This window comes from Pedobacter sp. UYP30 (assembly GCF_040547165.1).
Classification (GTDB): Bacteria; Bacteroidota; Bacteroidia; order Sphingobacteriales; family Sphingobacteriaceae; genus Pedobacter.
Genome location: NZ_JBEPPD010000012.1, coordinates 38519 through 55118 on the forward strand (window position 1 = coordinate 38519; position 16600 = coordinate 55118).

The window sequence follows — 16600 nt, forward strand, 5'->3', positions numbered from 1 at the left end:
TTTTTAGTCTATTATATTTTTTGTGAAATATGTTGGTATAAAAAAATAAAAATTTCTATATTTGCACCTCCTTAAACAAAAGGAATGATTCCGTAGCTCAGCTGGTAGAGCATTACACTTTTAATGTAGTGGTCCTGGGTTCGAATCCCAGCGGGATCACAAAAAGCCTCAAACGAAAGTTCGGGGCTTTTGTGTTTTATCCCGTGGGGTTCGAACCCGGGTTCGTACTTTTCTCTTGAGCGGGAATGAGCACGGGTAGAGCGAGCGAAAAAATCCCAGCGGGATCACGAAAAGCCTCAAACGAAAGTTTGGGGCTTTTATTTTTTTACTGCGCTGAGAACTAACATAGTGTCTTTTGCGGGTTCTCTGAATAAGATAGTTTTTACTTGTCGGATTCATAAAGTCAAATATTGGAGCAATTGCTGCGTCTCTGCAACATTTAAAAATCCACCACCTAACTTTAAACGTACATTAGTTTTTGGTTCTTTATTGGCACGCACGCATTTTTTATGCGCTGCCGGAAAAAGCAAAGACTTAGCTGCACAACCATTAAAATAATGTACAGTTAAAATTATTATATAATTATGACAGAGTTTACTTGTTAATTCTATCTTTACCAAATGGATATTATCTCGCGTGAGGATTTTATAAAGGCAACCGGAACCGCGAGGTTTCCCGATCTGGTAACTTTTTTAATGAAATCTATAAAAATAGATGCACTTAACCAGATGATATGCAAAGCAGGCGAATTGAAAGGGATTGCTTTTGCGAGGTTTGTATTTGTATTTTTAAAGATAAAGATAAACTTAGATCCAGAAGAACTAGAAAACATTCCAAAAACCGGCGCTTTTATTATAGTGGCGAACCACCCTTATGGCGCGGTAGAATCTCTCGCGCTAATGGAACTCCTCTTAACCTACCGACCCGATACCATGTTTATGGGCAATTTTCTTTTAAAAAGAGTACCGCACCTTGCCGATCATATTATTGCTGTTAACCCCTTTGAAAAGGTTAGGGACAGTTCTAGCATCAGCGGCTTAAAAATGACGCTGTGCAAGCTACGATCTGGTATTCCTGTTGCAATATTCCCGGCCGGCGAAGTATCGGCCTTCGACCTCAGAACATTAAAAGTAACCGACCGTAAATGGCATCCGGTAGTTGGTAAACTGATTGCCAAGGCGGGCGTACCTGTTTTGCCCATCTATTTTCACGGGCATAACGGTGTCGGCTTTAGCTTGCTGCGCTATATTCATCCTTCGTTGCAAACTGCGATGCTGCCCGCAGAACTCTTTAACAAGAAAAACCAAACAATAAAAATCAGCATAGGTAAACTTCAGGGTACGGCCTCCATTCCGATGGCATACAAAGATCCAAAATTGCTCGAGGTGCTGCGCGAACAGACTTACCGATTGGCGAATTGAACCGCTGCTAAATGCCAGAAGAATTTTAGGTCTGTCCAACGATTACTGGAACATACAGTCGTCTTAGTTCTGATGTCCGACTTTTGATTTCCCTTTGAGCGTTTTTTCCTTCAAAAAGTTGCTAGGCCAATCCCACCGAGTTGGCTATAGCTAAATTTAGCTTTCCAATTTTAAACGCGCGATTGGCGAGAAGATATTTTTATTTCGGTATTTCGATAAATTTAGCTCAAACTAAGTCTCCGCTTTCTAAGTTACGTTCGGCTCTTTAACTTTCCTATAAGTTCTTCGCTATATGGATCTGATGAAATGCCGTAACCATTTACCAAAACACCCTTTACCTCCCCTGTTTTCGATGAAATGGCATACACAATCGCTTGGTCTTCCGGGTCAGATTCTCCCTCGAAACGGTAATGTCCATCAATTAAAAATAGCTCTGGAAATTGATGGATATCATGTTCTTCTGGAATGGATTGATTATTTTTTAAATTAAAATCTAACGTGTAGCCACGACCAACCAACACATTTATTACCTCAGAAAGTGTTTTCATCTCTCCAATATGTTCAAGTCCTTTCATATCTATAACCTTCTAATTTTTGTGTTAATTTTTGCTTTCGTAAGTTAATCAAATTTGCACCAAACCGCGGCTCGTAAGTTTACAGATTCTTAGGATTTATGAGCAAGCGAGCTAATTCGCCTAATCGTAATTTTTCTAAGGCAATTTGCATCAGCCGTGTAAAAATTTAACTTTGCCAAAGACGATACATCTAATCGCCCGTTTTGCAGATTAGTTTTGTGCCTCATTAATTCGCTTACACCTCGAAAAGCGCTTTCTCTAATTCTATAAAAAAATGCATGTGCAACTAGTATCCATTGTGATAACCTTTGCTATTCTTTCGCTAATTGTTGTCTATTTCTTTTCGAACGCTAAAAATAAAAGAGCCAAAATCCTCGAAAAAATTAGAGAAGAATGGCAAGATGCAAAAACCGACGGCATCAATCTAATTAAATTAGACTGGTACATGCCAAATGCCTTAAAAGGCTTTCACGAAATTAACCTGCAAACCATTTCTGATATAGATTTCCATCAACTTTTTGCCTTTGTAGATCGTACAACAAGTAAAATCGGCCAACAATTTCTATTTCATAGATTAAAATCGCCTGCAAAAAACATAGCGCAATTGACCGATTTGGATGAGCAGGCTACGTTTTTTAATGACAATACAGCTATAAGAGAAAATGTGCAATTGGAGTTATCCAAACTAGATCACGAAGATGCTTATACTGTTGCCTTGTTAATCAACCAAGAATTTCCGAGTAAGCCATCTTGGTATAATTTGCTTATTGTAGATGTAGTTGTATTGGTTTTGTCGGTTGTAATGGGATTTATAAATCCAAATTTCTTTTTGCTAGCGCTCTTCGTTATGGTCTGCAACGCTACCTACCTAACCTATTGGAATAAGAAAAATATTTTGATTTTTACACAATCGCTTGGCCAATTAAATGCGCTAATCAATGTCTCTAAAAAACTAGCAAAAAAGCCCATTCCTTTTAATAACGATTTAATTACAGAGAAGATACCGGTATTTAAAAAAGTACAGCGAAAAATTGCCATTCTTTTCATCAACAACAATAAGAACGGCGGCGACATCAGTCAAATTCCTGTCTATCTGTTCGAGATGATAAAAGGTATATTCTTGGTAGATATTTTTACCATTTTTAACCTGCTAAAATCCTTAGAAAGCAACCGGAAAACCATTTCATATTTGTTTGAATATGTTGGTTCGATAGATATGGCTATTTCTTTAACTGCGCTGCGTAGCAATTCTACAGGAATATGTAAACCAACATTTACTGTCGACGGCAAGAAACTTTCGGTTAAAAACATCATCCATCCATTGGTAGAAAATTGTGAACCCAACAGTATTGACGTAGAAAATAAAAGCGTTTTAATTACAGGTTCTAACATGTCGGGGAAGACAACTTTTCTGCGAACAATTGCCATTAACTCTTTATTGGCACAAACCATTTATACCGTTTTTGCAGACTATTACGAAGCTCCGTTTTTAACTTTATATTCTTCCATTAGAATAGACGATGATTTGTTTACAAGTAAAAGTTATTATTTAGAGGAAGTAACCGCCATGGGGAATTTGGTTGAAGCAGCCAAAGGCGAAGATCAGCACCTGTTTATTATGGATGAAGTATTTAAGGGCACAAATACCATTGAAAGGATTGCTGCTGCAAAATCTATTTTATCGTACCTAAATCAAAAAAACAACATTGTATTTGTTTCTACGCACGACATTGAGCTTGCTGATATGCTTGCCAAGGAATTCGATTTGTACCATTTTACAGAAACCATAGCCGAGGATGAACTTATTTTCGACCATAAACTAAAGCAAGGCCCACTTAAAACAAAAAATGCCATTAGAATTCTACAAATGCACCATTATCCCACCCAAATTATAGAAGAAGCTTTTGCGATAAGTAAAAAGTTATCATCGGGGAAAACGGGTGATTGGGATTAGAGATTTTGAAAGGGTTCAGTCAACTTAAATCTTAAGCGTTTTTTTGAATAGTTGAAATGGAATGATAGATTTGGGAAAGTTAGATAAAAAATATACGCTACAGGATAGCGGGTATTTATTAGTTAGCGGTAAGTTTAACCTAACAACTCCAATGAAAAGACCGTTTGACACAGTAAAGGATTTTGTTTTCGATAATCTTGACAAGACTAGAGAAAATAACAGATTTATTTTTGAACATACCGACAAGTTTATGGTTTGGATAGTTGGTTTTTCAATTGGCGGTTTATCACTTATCATAATTAACCTCAATAAATTTGACAAAACATTTAGTCATAGTTTTTTGAAGTCCATTTTGGTACTTTTGGTAATTTCAATAATTTCTGGAATTGTATATCGAATTGCTTTTTACACTTATCAAGTTTATTATCAACAAATAGAATTTTATTTAGAAGGTGCGTTTTCAAATAAGGAATTTATGGAAATTGAACCGGACGACTTAACTGAAGAAACAGATATAAAAGAAGTAATAAGAAGGTTAAAAGAAGACTTTGGAGAAGATGTTTCTAATATGTTTAGTATTTACGAAAAATCTGATGAGGAAAGAAAGTTATTTCTTTTGAATGACTTGAAATCGCATTACAAAAAACTGGAGAATGGGCTAAAAAAGATTTTGAAATAGCTATTGAATATACTAAAGATACATTTCAAAAAGCCTTTGGTTTTTCAAAAGATAGAATTGATAAAATGTTTAACGACAACACGAGTACTAAATTGAAAATTGCAGGTTGGATAACAAGCGTTTCATTCTTTTTAAGTTGTTTATCATTTGTCGCCGTCATAATCATTATGTGCATAGCGTACTAAATAAACCAACTGCTAACAGCAAATTTGCTTAAAAATGGCTAACGGTAGTTTACTTTAATTCATCTTTATTTACTTAATTTAGTACGGTGCGACAACGGTTCTATAAACAATCCTATTTCTGCAAGAATTTTCAAACCGTTAGCTAAAAGTTTTATTGACCCTACAAACTCCAAATAAACTGCAAAAAATAAAACGACAACTATGACATTGACCTGTGTAACAGCACAAATAGATTGGCTTTCTCTTGGGACACTTGTAGCAACTTTAGTTACAGCACTTGCGACGTTCTGGACGGTTTTAGAAGTAAAGAAACAACGAGAGACATCCTATCGTCCTGAAATTTATCTTGGTAATCAACAAATAAATTTTTATGGACTAAAGTGGAAAGATACTTTCTTGCCGTTTTCCTATTCCACGGAAGAAATTAAAGAGTTTAATGATATGTCATGTGAAAACTATATAAATATTGATTTACATAATGTTGGTTTTGGTGTAGCAAAAGCTATAGAATATGAATGGTCTTTTGACATTCAAAGAGTCATTGAAAGTATTGATCAAGTTAATCATATAGGTTTTTTCCATGTTCATTATGACAAGATTTTAGAAATATCTGCTCCTCAAATTGAATTTAAATTCTCTCATATGGTTACTAATCAACTCAGGAAAAACACAGTGAATTATATTCTTTCCTCGTCAATTGAAAAAATAGCGACAAAAATCAATGTGCCTTCCTGCTATATTGACCTTTATCTGATTTTTTTATCATCAGCTTTAAACTATTATTCAAAAAAATCAGAAACAAAAAAAGAAGTAAAAACTCATAATATTGAATTGGAAAATTTTCCTCAGTTGAAATTGAAATTAGCTTACAAAGACCTTCACGGAAAAAGCCATAGTAAGTCTTTTGGACTTCGTTTCTCTTTCAATCACCTTAGTTCTCCTGAAAATGCAACCGAAACAAGACGAGAATATGGGCAACAACTTTTGGTGGCAACGGAGATAACCGAATAAATAACAAAATTATTGCTGATCCATTTAACATATTTTGTTCCAGACACAAGTTTAAATTGTGGAGATTCCAAAGTTTTAGATACTTTTGAATTGTCTGTTATGGCAAATGAATTAATAAAAATTATCAGCGCTGATAATGAAAACTAAAAAAATATTCGCACGAGAATTCCTATTTCTACTTGGAACAGTAATTCTGTATTTTATAATAACATTTTTATTAATGTTTATTATTAAATCAAAACGAGAAAAATTACTTAAAATTCAAGATGAAATTTCTTCTATATCCAAAAACGAAAAACTACCATTTCGCCTCAAGGTTTATGATTACTTAAATTCAGAATTAGATACTAATTCAAAAAATAAATTTTATGAATCTGCAAATTTCATTTCAAATTTAAAATCTGATGAAGTAATGGCTGATGAAATGTATGTTTATTTATTTAACAATAAAAAAACAACACTAACTCTTTCAGAATTTAAAGCAGCAATTAAAAAAGACGTTGATTCTGAAAGATATCTAAAAGAGATAACTGTTTTAGAAAAAAAAGTTGAAAATAATAAAGACTCATTTTTTTATACTAGTATTAGTAAGGATAAAATAATAAGCATCGGGATTGCTCTTTTTTCAATTTTTTTTCTTCTGCGTTATTTGATTTACGGAACAAAATGGAGTTTAAAACAACTGAAAGTATGAATACTAATGCCAACACCGTGTATAATTAGTTGCTTAGTTTTAGTCTAACCCGCTATTCGTCATCTTCCACAGGGCGATGTCGAACTTAAGATAAACAGGGATTTGTAACCCCTATTTGCTATATAATTGCGTCCCTAATGGTTATGCACAATCGGCGAAGAGCATAATTACATTATGAAATGTTGGGTTATCTATAAATACGAGCATTAAGCAAATTATATTAGCGATTTTCTTGATGGCTTTACCAATAATCTCTTTTGCAACAGATTATTATATAGCAAGGACAGGTTTAAATGTAAGAGCTAGCATAGGAACAAGATATTCTGTTTCATTTACTTTACAGAAAGGTGATGAGGTTGAATTAGTATCGAAGGAGAAGAGCTGGTATAAAATAAAGTATTTAGGAAAGACCGGTTATGCGAATTCAAAATATTTGAAATTTAGCAGAAATATATCTCACACAAAATCAAACACAAATTCGTCTCGCTCAAAAAAGGATAAACTTCTCATCCTTGCCTGCGCGATCTCAGTCGCCTACATTGGTTTTACCATCTATGGGAGACTACGTGATAAAAAATTATTAGAAAGCGTCACGAACAAAAATAGAGGTACAGAATCAGAAAGAGATTTGGTATTAAAGCTGTTAAAATTCGGCATACCGAAAGAAAACATTTTTCATAATCTTTATGTGGAAAAACGCAAAACTCAGTTTTCTTAATCTGATTTAGTTGTTGTAACCGAAGTTGGCATTTTAGTAGTTGAAGTAAAAGATTATAGCGGATGGATTTTTGGAAGTGGGAACCAAACACAATGGATACAGATTTTGGCTTATGGTAATCGGAAATATCGATTCTACAACCCAATAATGCAAAACAATACGCATGTAGCGGAACTACGTAAAAAACTCTTCCTATTTGAGGATATACCATTTTACTCGATTGTTGTTTTTCACGGTAACAATGAATTAAAACGCATCAATTTGGTGCACGATGGAACAATTGTTGTAAAAGCTAAATGAGTTATCCAGCTTGTGAGAGATCTTTTAAGAGACAGAGAATCATTTAATTATACTAATGAAAATGAAGTAATTCGGATTTTAAGAGAAGCATTAACAAATGGAGAAAATATAGAAAATTAAATTCGGCACAACGAAAACATTATAGATATACTGGGGACGCATAGAGAATTTGATTAAAAGTTATTCTTATATCGATGTGCAATAAGAGGAAGAGTCGGCTTCGGATATAATACTAACTGGAAGCTAACAGCTACAACAAATGTTTAAGTAATTGAAGTTTATAAGGTTTATCTTCGGGATAAGCGACCCTAATATCGCAAAGAATTGGGGTAGCTGGTTACAATCCCGAAGGGATTAAATGCTTATAGAAATTCTAATTCGATATGATACGACCCCGATAGGGTCGAATGTTGCAACGAATCGTTTCCTATAAGCAGTTGACCCCGATGGGGTCGTGTATTGTACGAAACACCATTGTTCGACATCTTCCGCAGCCCGATGTTGAACTTCCGATAAATAAAAATACTTTAAAGGTAATTAAACAACAATAATTATACTCAATCACAACTTTAAAATTTATTATCCTAAAAAAACTATATTTTTACCACCCCAATTGTTAACTATGAGCACAGAAACAGAGGCAAGCTCTTTTTTAAAAGAATTTAAAGAAAAAATGAACTTTTGGGATGTACTCTTTCGTGATGAACGAGGCAAAAATGTCCAGGCTCTTGTAGATTTAGAACTTCGCCCGATAGAACGAAAAGCCATTTTGGAAGCACTCGAAACTAAAGACTACAGCGAAGGCCCATTCGAGGAAAAGCTATATGGCGGGAATGATATGTGGGTGTTCGGGAAAACCATAAAGAAAAGGGAAGTGTACATCGAAATTACAATCGGCGCTTTGAACTGTAGCGTTATTTGTATTTCCTTTCACTTGGCTCAACACAAAATGAACTATCCTTTAAAATAAAGCAATATGAAAAGTCCAATTTCGGGTAAAGAAATGAAATTGACCAAAGAACGAAGGTCGATGGATTTTAGAAAGGAAAAAATTGAAATTGTTTTTCATTTTTACAAATGCGAGGATAGCGAAGAGCAATTTACCACCACAGCAATAGACGAAGTGAATATGAATCAGGTATATAACCAATACCGAGATAGATTCAACATTACATTTCCTGATGAAATTAGTAGAATTCGTGAAAAGTTTGGCTTGTCGGCAGCCAAGATGTCAGAAATATTAGGTTTTGGGGTAAACAGTTACCGTAAGTATGAAGCAGGCGAAATGCCAAGCATTGCCAATGGCAAATTAATTCAAATGGTTAATGAGCCCAAGTTTTTTATTGATATGGTGGAGTTGTGTGCAACCATCGACGACAAAGCTAAAACAAAATATATTCAGAAAGCCCAATTATTGGTTGAGGAAACAAAGCGAAATGTTTTCAATTTGAATTTGAAAGAGTATTTATTGGGCAATCATTTGGCTGACATTTATTCGGGATACAGAAATCCAAACTTCGAAAAGCTGACCGAAATGGTGGTTTATTTTTCAGAACAATTAACGCCATTTAAAACCAAAATGAATAAATTGTTATTCTATGCGGATTTTTTAATGTTCAAACAGAGTTGTTTTTCCATAAGTGGCGTACGTTACAAAGCCATAGATATGGGACCTGTTCCAAACAACTTTCAAAGTATTTTTGAATATTTAGCCAATAAAGACGAAATAGATATTCGTACCACAGAATTTCCAAATGGTTATTCGGGCGAACAATTTAAGGCAAGAAAAGATAGACCTTTTAAAGTTGATTTGTTTTCGGGAAATGAGCTGGAAGTTTTAAAGAAGGTGGCAACCGTATTCAAATCAACTAGTACCAATGATATTATTGAGTTAAGTCATTTGGAAGAATCCTGCAAAAAAAACGAAAAAGATAAAAGTGTAATCAGTTATGAGTATGCATTTGAGTTAAATCAAATATAACCCGCTGTTCGCCGTCTTCCACAGGATGATTTCGAACCTCAGATAAATAGGGATTTGGAATCCCTGTAAGCCGTTTTAAAAATTTCCAAATTTGTGAATTCGGAAACCTGCCCTAGAATGCTCTAACATCCCGAAGGGCAGAAAACAGATGGAGTTGGTCTGGAGTTGTGAATTCTATACCTTTTCAGTACGCTAAAAATCTTAAAACATATTCGAATATTTAAAATCTAATGATAGATTTGGTTAACTTAAACAAAAAATATTCGCTACAGTATAGCGCATATTTACTAGTTATAACTCATTTTAAAAACTACGACGACTAAGATATGTCAATACTACCGATAAACCCGAAATAACAATGAATAAACTAAAGTTTCCGATAGGACAATTTATAAAACTTCAGGAAATTACTGATGAAATTTTATACGGTTACATAGAAAGCATTTCTAGTTTCCCTTCTCGTTTAAAGAAGGAAGTTGAACATTTATCTGATTTTCATCTAAACACACCATACCGGGTTGACGGATGGACAATCAGGCAAGTTATAAACCATTGTGCTGACAGCCACATGAACAGCTTGATAAGATTTAAGCTCACATTAACTGAGGACAATCCTATTATTAAACCTTATTATGAAGCCCGTTGGGCCGAACTTGTTGATAGTAAGGAAATAAGAATTGAACCTGCAATTAAAATGTTAGAAGGTATACACGAACGTTGGACTGTCTTATTAAACAGTTTAACCAAAGCGCAACTTGAACGAACCTTTATTCACCCAGAACATGGCAAGAAATTTCGTCTTGACGAAAACATAGGTCTTTACGCGTGGCACTGCAATCATCATTTGGCTCACATAACATCGCTGAAGGAACTGAAGGGCTGGAAATAAAAAGCCAAGTATTATCGCTGTTCGTCATCTTCCGCAGGCAATTTCAAACTTCAGATAAATAGGGCTTTACACCCCGCTGTTGTTTTAAAAGATTTCTACGTTTGAGGTTTTAGAAATCCGCCTTACCGAGAATGTAGACGGATAAGCTTAACACTTGGAAAAGGTATTAAGCTCATCTTTAAAAGAGATTGCTTCGTGCCTCGCGATGAGGATCGGGTTTTCGTCATTGCGAGGAACGATGCAATCTTAAAGGTGATTTTTCTTACAAAATAAAGCCGTACTAAAGTTAGCTACACATCATACGTGGTAGAAGACGTTTCTCCACCGCGACCAGTCCAATTGGTATGGAAGAACTCGCCACGGGGCTTGTCTATTCTTTCGTAAGTATGGGCGCCAAAATAATCGCGTTGCGCTTGCAGCAAATTAGCAGGTAAACGCGCAGTTCTATATCCATCAAAATAAGTTAAACCTGCGCTTAAACAAGGTACCGGGATACCATTAAGCACCGCAGCAGAAATCACTTTTCTCCATCCTATTTGTGTATCGGCCATTTTTTTGGCAAAGAAAGGATCCAACAATAAATTCGCTAAATCTGGGTTTTTATCAAAAGCTTCTTTAATGTTGCCTAAAAATTTCGATCGGATAATACAGCCACCACGCCACATTACCGCAATGCTGCCATAGTTTAAATCCCAACCATATTCTTCTGCAGCCGCCCGCATCATTTGGTAACCTTGTGCGTAAGAAATTACTTTTGCAGCATATAAAGCATATCCCAGTTGATTGATGAATGCCTTTTTATCGCCTTCGAAAACAGGCTTGGGACCAGTTAATATTTTAGATGCTTCTACCCTTTCGTTTTTCAATGCAGACAAACATCTAGAAAACACAGATTCAGTAATCAAGGTTAATGGAATACCTAACTCTAACGCCACGGTACCAGTCCATTTTCCAGTACCTTTTTGGCCTGCAGTATCTAAAATTTTATCAACCATCGCCACACCGTCTTCGTCTTTAAAAGCTAAAATATCGCGCGTAATTTCTATCAAATAACTATCTAACTCTCCTTCATTCCAATCTTTAAAAACTTCGTGCATTTCCTCGGCAGTCATGCCAAGTAAATCTTTCATAATCTGATATACTTCGTTTATAAGCTGCATGTCGCCATATTCTATGCCATTATGCACCATTTTTACAAAATGACCGGCGCCGTTTTCTCCTACCCAATCGCAACAAGGTACTCCGTCATCTACTTTTGCCGCAATTGCCTGAAAAATAGGCTTTACCTCTGGCCAAGCTTTTGGAGAACCACCTGGCATAATAGATGGGCCTAACAATGCGCCTTCTTCGCCACCAGAAACGCCTGTACCTATGTAAAGCAGTCCTTTGCTTTCTACATATTTGGTTCTGCGGTCGGTATCTGGAAAATGAGAGTTTCCACCATCTATAATAATGTCGCCTTTTTCTAGGTGGGAAATTAGCGTTTCAATAAAATCGTCAACAGGCTTTCCGGCTTTTACCATCAGCATTACCTTACGTGGCGTTTTTAAAGAACCTATAAAATCTTCCATCGACAGTGCGCCATAAATATTCTTGCCTTTAGCCCTACCCTCCACAAAATGGGTTACTTTATCTACTGTGCGGTTAAAAGCGGTAACCCTAAATCCTTTGCTCTCCATGTTAAGGATTAAGTTTTCGCCCATTACGGCAATACCTATCACCCCAATATCTGATGCTTGTTTCATATTTTAAAGAATTGATTTTTTTATTGAATTAGATGTATAATCGGTATTATCTCCCAAATATATTGTTTTAGATTAAATGTGGCGATAGTAAGTGCAAAACTATGTTTTATTTTGGGCGCGCCCCTCGTAAAAACTTCGGGTCGGGCTTTATCGTTCCCGATTTTTTTTATTTGGTTAAAAAAGCCAAATAAAAAAAAGCGGGAACGATAAAGCCCTCGCGCAAAAACGCATAACGTAAATAACAGGTGCAAACCCCCGCTACCAAAAAGCGATTTGCCATACATCTTATCATTTTAGAACCTGTTTAATTTTTACAATTTTCTTTCTTTGTAAAAAAGCCCCCTGCTTTACCCAACGCTGCCCTATCCGGACGGGAGTCTTTTTTTTTCATAAAAAGAAACAAAACCGAGCATTTCCTGCGAGCTCATGAATGCCAAAATACAACAGACAATAATGAATAAATCAAGGCTGGCACTTCTTTGGGTAAAAATTCGCCAAGCTGTTTTACATCGATGCTTCGAGGCCTTTCCCTTGATTTCTCACCCGCACGGCTGCGAATCTCTTCGTACCGATAACCCGGTAGTTCTCTGCAAGCAGCTTTAGGCGTTTTTTCCTCCAAACAGCTGCTAGGCCAACCCCCACCGAATTGGCTACAGCGATTTTATTTTATCCGAATTTAAACAGGCTTCTTACATTATAAAAAAGCAAAGAATTAATGCTGTCCGGTGTAATAAAGCGATTTGATTTCAACAGGATAACTACTCGCAGTCTATTGTTTGTCCATAACTGCTTGTGGTTACCGGAGATAAAAAGGGAATTCCTAAATCTGCGGCACGTAAAATGAAGATTACACCCATTATAAGCATAAACCAAGGAATGAGTTTATTGGTATTAAAATGGATGTACTTTTTTAAATAAATTCCTCCCAAAGAAATCATCATCATTAAGGGTGCAGTACCAAGACCAAAAAGAAACATAAAAGTAGCACCAGAAATTGTGCTGCCGGTATTTAAGGCAGTTGCCAAAGCAAGATAAACCATCCCACAAGGTATTAAACCGTTTAACATCCCAGCAAACAAACCCCACATTTTTAAAGCGAATACTTTGCCCATTAACTTACTGATTGGATTTAAGGCTTTGAGCTGAATTTTTGAAAATCTATTTTTATAACTTTTGCTAAACTGAAGTGCTGTAAATGCAATTAGAACAATGCCGATGCTTATGCTTAATGTTTTTTGGTCGCTAAACACCTTCAAGCTATTTCCCAATGCGCCCACAACTATCCCTAAAAGAGTATAAATTAATATCCTTCCAACTTGATACAGCAATAGTTGAAAGCCTGCGTCAAAATAACTTTGCTTTTTAAAAGGCATACTAAGCATAATAGGACCACACATTACCGCGCAGTGCAGGCTTCCGAACAAACCCATTAAAAATGCCAATGGTAATAATTCCGTCACAGCGTAATGGTGTTTTTATACAAGTAATCTTTATTCGCAGAGCGCCATTGTAGGTTTAAAAACCATAAGCCTTTAGCCATTTTAGTTTTATCCACAACAATAAAATTAGAACTGCCAGCTGTACTTCCTTTTAATTTAACATCATCGGCACTGCTAGATGGCCGCATTAACACCAGGTTGTACGTTGCGCTATCCTTTATCTCAATAACAATTTGGCCCGCTGAAACGGTAATTTTCGGCTTTGCATCATCATTCAGCACATTTTGTTGCGCTTTGTACTCCGTATCGTAATTAATTCCTTTTTCATAATAATTCTCTTCAATCAATGGGTCTCTTCCGTGCACATAAAACATGTACACCACTAAGCTTGTTATAAAAAGCATAAATGTAACCAGTCCAATTACAATCTTCGTTCCCCAATTCATACGCTTTTTTTTTAAAGAATTAATTGTTTTAATTTTTAGCTGCACACACCATACGGTGCAAATATTTATTAGTCAACTCCTTGTGGCTGTGCAAAAAAACTGGTAGTTGCAGTGCTCAAAACCTTCCCATTAGAAACCACCTCAAAAACTGCGGGCGTTTTATATTCCTTAATTGAATTGGTTTTTCTAATGAGAAAAAAAGTAAGTTGAACAGAACCTCCTTTTGGCAACACAGCAGCTTTCTGAATAAATTCTACTTGATCCTGGTCGCTTTGCGGCTTAAATACAAAGGTTATGTTCTTATTTGTTTTGTTTGTGAGTTCTGCGCTGTACAAATTGGTCGTTTTATCAGTCCCTCTATTTTGATACAACGTACCGCTTGCCCTTAACACGGTAGTTTGCACATCTTCTCGTTTATAAATGAGCGAAGAAAAAACCATCAACACCACAAAAAGAACGGCCGCATATCCATACGCCCTTAACCCTATTTTAAAAACTTTTCTGTCTTTGATGTATTCCTGATTAAAAAAACCTATCAGTTTTTTGGGTTTGCCTATTTTAACCATCACTTCATCGCATGCATCTATACAGGCGGTGCAGTTTACACACTCCATTTGCGTTCCCTCTCTAATGTCAATACCTGTTGGGCATACTTGAACGCAGAGTTTGCAATCGATACAGTCGCCTTTTAAATTATCGATGGAATCTCTTTGTAGTTTTGCACGGGGTTCGCCACGGGTTACATCATAAGCTACCACAAGACTTTGATTGTCTAATAAAACCCCCTGTAACCTACCATAAGGACAAATTACCGTGCAAACCACTTCTCTTACGTAGGCAAAAACGCCATAAAAAACAAATGTAAACAGCCAAATGGAAATAAAGCCGGAAACGTGTTGTGCCACAGGCTCGGTCATAATTTTAATCAATACGTCTGAGCCGATCATGTAGGCTAGAAAAACGTTAGAGATGGCAAAGGAAATTACCAGAAAAATAAAATGCTTGCTTAGCTTTTTCAGTATTTTTTCTGTGTTCCATTTTTGTGCGTCTAATTTGCGTTGCTTATTTGCGTCGCCCTCAATCCAGTATTCTATCCTACGAAAAACCATTTCCATAAAAATTGTCTGCGGGCATGCCCAACCACACCATAATCTTCCCAAAACCACTGTAAAACACACAATGAACATAATAAAGATGAGCATTGCCAACGCAAAAAGATAGAAATCTTGTGGTGTAAATATTAAACCAAAGAAAACGAACTTACGCTCTATAAAGTTAAGAAGAACCAATTGTTCCCCTCTAAATTGCAAAAACGGACAAGCAAACATAATCACCAGCAACACATAACTTACCCATTTCCGATAAGTATATAATTGACCAGATGGTTTTTTTGGATATAAAAAATTGTTGCCCATTAACTTTGTTTGCGCTTTATTTTAAGGTTTCTTTACAATTACGCTATCAGAAGCCGCTTTCATTTGATTGTCGGCGGGATTTTTTGCTTCGTATTTTTCTCCTTCGGCCGCTTTTGCTCCTGCCGGATTTGTGCCGTGCAACGAAAGAATAAAATTTGCCACAGCGCTGATTTTTTTGGGGTCTAAATTTTTCTCCCAACTGATCATCCCTTTTGCTGGCACGCCGTATTTGATAGTCTTAAAGACATTGTTTATTCCACCACCATGTAACCAAAAATCATCGGTCAGATTTGGGCCGATAATGCCTTGTCCCTTATCGCCATGGCAGACTGCGCAATTTGTTGCAAAAATACTTTTCCCTTCTTGTACTATAGCTGGCGCATTATCTAACTTAACTGTGTTTTCATCTATTGTATTGGCAGATTTGGCTAAAAAAGCTGTGTTTTGTATTTTAGCTTGAGCCATCTCATTGGCATATTCTTTATCCTGCGTATCTCCATATCCGCTAACTTCGTAATAAAAGAGATAACTTATAGCGAAAATAACGGTTGCCAAAAACAGGATGTTAAACCATGCCGGCACCGGATTATCTAATTCTTTTATGCCATCATAAGAATGATCTATTATCAGATTTTTTTCTTCTTCCATGGGCCTTAAACTCAAAAGTTTAGTCCAAATAGAAGGTTTAGCTTGCTCTTTTTTTAACCAAGTATGATAGTCTACAAGCTGTGCTTTTACTGGTGGCGTATATGGAGTAGGATTTAATTGTTCCTGATACAGTACCTTAAATGCATTTAGCAACGCTACCGAAACAACCAGCAGTACAACCGTAAAAACCAACAAGATAACGATGAGCATTTCTGTACTATTTAAACCTACGCTAGGTTCAGCAGAAGCTGCTGCAACGGGAGCCACATCGGCAGCAAAAGCTCCTATCGATGGTAATACCAGCAACATGGAAAGTTTAATCTTCTTCATATAAGTTGGGTTGGTTTTCTTTTAAGGGTAACTGGCTCATTGTGTCTATGTGCTTTTTGCTTAACTTAAGTAGATAAACGCCTACCAATACAAAAAAAACGATGAACATAAATAGCGAGGTTATCAGGTAAACTTCACCTCCGGCTAAATCTTTGATTTGATTAAACATA

At 36.1% G+C, this 16600-nt stretch carries 16 protein-coding genes, 1 tRNA gene and 1 pseudogene; 11 read left to right on the forward strand and 7 right to left on the reverse strand.

Annotation, left to right across the window (positions count from 1 at the left end):
- Positions 1-86: 86 nt before the first annotated feature.
- Both ABIB40_RS13695 and ABIB40_RS13700 read left to right on the forward strand, forming a co-directional pair.
- Positions 87-159: transfer RNA gene (locus ABIB40_RS13695), tRNA-Lys, on the forward strand.
- 461 nt (positions 160-620) lie between these two features.
- Complete coding sequence (locus ABIB40_RS13700; RefSeq protein ID WP_354359945.1) at positions 621-1421, forward strand: lysophospholipid acyltransferase family protein; 801 nt, start codon at positions 621-623, stop codon at positions 1419-1421.
- 251 nt (positions 1422-1672) lie between these two features.
- Here the strand turns inward: ABIB40_RS13700 and ABIB40_RS13705 are convergent, their stop codons facing one another.
- Complete coding sequence (locus tag ABIB40_RS13705; RefSeq protein WP_354359946.1) at positions 1673-1996, reverse strand: phosphoribosylpyrophosphate synthetase; 324 nt, start codon at positions 1994-1996, stop codon at positions 1673-1675.
- A 274-nt stretch (positions 1997-2270) separates the two neighbouring features.
- On the opposite strand from ABIB40_RS13705, the gene ABIB40_RS13710 reads away from it, so the two are divergent.
- The 9 genes and pseudogenes from ABIB40_RS13710 to ABIB40_RS13750 all read left to right on the forward strand — a co-directional run bounded on the left by ABIB40_RS13710 (position 2271) and on the right by ABIB40_RS13750 (position 10407).
- A complete protein-coding gene (locus ABIB40_RS13710; RefSeq protein WP_354359947.1) occupies positions 2271-3950 on the forward strand; it encodes a MutS-related protein in 1680 nt (559 codons plus the stop codon).
- Between the two features lie 61 nt (positions 3951-4011).
- Positions 4012-4629: a hypothetical protein gene (locus ABIB40_RS13715; RefSeq protein WP_354359948.1), complete on the forward strand. Its 618-nt coding sequence runs from the start codon at positions 4012-4014 to the stop codon at positions 4627-4629.
- A 386-nt stretch (positions 4630-5015) separates the two neighbouring features.
- Positions 5016-5825 carry a hypothetical protein gene (locus ABIB40_RS13720; RefSeq protein WP_354359949.1) on the forward strand — a complete coding sequence of 270 codons (810 nt, stop codon included), beginning with the start codon at positions 5016-5018 and terminating at the stop codon, positions 5823-5825.
- 136 nt (positions 5826-5961) lie between these two features.
- Positions 5962-6519, forward strand: coding sequence for a hypothetical protein (locus tag ABIB40_RS13725; RefSeq protein ID WP_354359950.1), 558 nt, complete (start codon positions 5962-5964; stop codon positions 6517-6519).
- A gap of 235 nt (positions 6520-6754) precedes the next feature.
- Positions 6755-7237, forward strand: a complete 483-nt coding sequence (locus ABIB40_RS13730) for an SH3 domain-containing protein (protein WP_354359951.1) — start codon at positions 6755-6757, stop codon at positions 7235-7237.
- 15 nt (positions 7238-7252) lie between these two features.
- Positions 7253-7537, forward strand: a pseudogene (locus ABIB40_RS13735) (nuclease-related domain-containing protein); the annotation flags it as partial.
- Between the two features lie 622 nt (positions 7538-8159).
- On the forward strand, positions 8160-8507 hold the full coding sequence (locus ABIB40_RS13740) for a hypothetical protein (protein ID WP_354359952.1): 348 nt from the start codon (positions 8160-8162) through the stop codon (positions 8505-8507).
- 6 nt (positions 8508-8513) lie between these two features.
- Positions 8514-9518 carry a type II TA system antitoxin MqsA family protein gene (locus ABIB40_RS13745; RefSeq protein ID WP_354359953.1) on the forward strand — a complete coding sequence of 335 codons (1005 nt, stop codon included), beginning with the start codon at positions 8514-8516 and terminating at the stop codon, positions 9516-9518.
- A gap of 358 nt (positions 9519-9876) precedes the next feature.
- A complete protein-coding gene (locus ABIB40_RS13750; protein WP_354359954.1) occupies positions 9877-10407 on the forward strand; it encodes a YfiT family bacillithiol transferase in 531 nt (176 codons plus the stop codon).
- A 290-nt stretch (positions 10408-10697) separates the two neighbouring features.
- On the opposite strand, the gene gnd is transcribed toward ABIB40_RS13750, so the two are convergent.
- The 6 genes from gnd to ABIB40_RS13780 all read right to left on the reverse strand — a co-directional run bounded on the left by gnd (position 10698) and on the right by ABIB40_RS13780 (position 16599).
- Entirely contained in the window at positions 10698-12152 is a 1455-nt protein-coding gene (gene gnd, locus ABIB40_RS13755) for a decarboxylating NADP(+)-dependent phosphogluconate dehydrogenase (protein WP_354359955.1), read from the reverse strand.
- Between the two features lie 758 nt (positions 12153-12910).
- Positions 12911-13612, reverse strand: coding sequence for a sulfite exporter TauE/SafE family protein (locus ABIB40_RS13760; protein WP_354359956.1), 702 nt, complete (start codon positions 13610-13612; stop codon positions 12911-12913).
- Entirely contained in the window at positions 13609-14037 is a 429-nt protein-coding gene (locus ABIB40_RS13765) for a FixH family protein (protein WP_354359957.1), read from the reverse strand. Before ABIB40_RS13765 ends, ABIB40_RS13760 begins: the two co-directional genes overlap by 4 nt.
- 68 nt (positions 14038-14105) lie before the next feature.
- Complete coding sequence (gene ccoG, locus ABIB40_RS13770) at positions 14106-15452, reverse strand: cytochrome c oxidase accessory protein CcoG (RefSeq protein WP_354359958.1); 1347 nt, start codon at positions 15450-15452, stop codon at positions 14106-14108.
- A 21-nt stretch (positions 15453-15473) separates the two neighbouring features.
- Positions 15474-16430 carry a cbb3-type cytochrome c oxidase N-terminal domain-containing protein gene (locus tag ABIB40_RS13775; RefSeq protein ID WP_354359959.1) on the reverse strand — a complete coding sequence of 319 codons (957 nt, stop codon included), beginning with the start codon at positions 16428-16430 and terminating at the stop codon, positions 15474-15476.
- The gene (locus ABIB40_RS13780; RefSeq protein WP_354359960.1) at positions 16417-16599 is read right to left on the reverse strand and encodes a hypothetical protein; all 183 of its coding nucleotides are present in this window, start codon (positions 16597-16599) and stop codon (positions 16417-16419) included. The genes ABIB40_RS13775 and ABIB40_RS13780 overlap by 14 nt, the downstream gene beginning before the upstream one ends.
- Between the last annotated feature and the right edge of the window lies 1 nt (position 16600).

Excerpts from the sequence above, each read along its gene's own strand:
- ABIB40_RS13700 (WP_354359945.1), top strand. The coding sequence starts at position 621 with ATGGATATTATCTCGCGTGAGGATTTTATAAAGGCAACCGGAACCGCG.
- ABIB40_RS13705 (WP_354359946.1), bottom strand. The coding sequence starts at position 1,996 with ATGAAAGGACTTGAACATATTGGAGAGATGAAAACACTTTCTGAGGTA.
- ABIB40_RS13710 (WP_354359947.1), top strand. The coding sequence starts at position 2,271 with ATGCATGTGCAACTAGTATCCATTGTGATAACCTTTGCTATTCTTTCG.
- ABIB40_RS13715 (WP_354359948.1), top strand. The coding sequence starts at position 4,012 with ATGATAGATTTGGGAAAGTTAGATAAAAAATATACGCTACAGGATAGC.
- ABIB40_RS13720 (WP_354359949.1), top strand. The coding sequence starts at position 5,016 with ATGACATTGACCTGTGTAACAGCACAAATAGATTGGCTTTCTCTTGGG.
- ABIB40_RS13725 (WP_354359950.1), top strand. The coding sequence starts at position 5,962 with ATGAAAACTAAAAAAATATTCGCACGAGAATTCCTATTTCTACTTGGA.
- ABIB40_RS13730 (WP_354359951.1), top strand. The coding sequence starts at position 6,755 with ATGGCTTTACCAATAATCTCTTTTGCAACAGATTATTATATAGCAAGG.
- ABIB40_RS13740 (WP_354359952.1), top strand. The coding sequence starts at position 8,160 with ATGAGCACAGAAACAGAGGCAAGCTCTTTTTTAAAAGAATTTAAAGAA.
- ABIB40_RS13745 (WP_354359953.1), top strand. The coding sequence starts at position 8,514 with ATGAAAAGTCCAATTTCGGGTAAAGAAATGAAATTGACCAAAGAACGA.
- ABIB40_RS13750 (WP_354359954.1), top strand. The coding sequence starts at position 9,877 with ATGAATAAACTAAAGTTTCCGATAGGACAATTTATAAAACTTCAGGAA.
- gnd (WP_354359955.1), bottom strand. The coding sequence starts at position 12,152 with ATGAAACAAGCATCAGATATTGGGGTGATAGGTATTGCCGTAATGGGC.
- ABIB40_RS13765 (WP_354359957.1), bottom strand. The coding sequence starts at position 14,037 with ATGAATTGGGGAACGAAGATTGTAATTGGACTGGTTACATTTATGCTT.
- ccoG (WP_354359958.1), bottom strand. The coding sequence starts at position 15,452 with ATGGGCAACAATTTTTTATATCCAAAAAAACCATCTGGTCAATTATAT.
- ABIB40_RS13775 (WP_354359959.1), bottom strand. The coding sequence starts at position 16,430 with ATGAAGAAGATTAAACTTTCCATGTTGCTGGTATTACCATCGATAGGA.
- ABIB40_RS13780 (WP_354359960.1), bottom strand. The coding sequence starts at position 16,599 with ATGTTTAATCAAATCAAAGATTTAGCCGGAGGTGAAGTTTACCTGATA.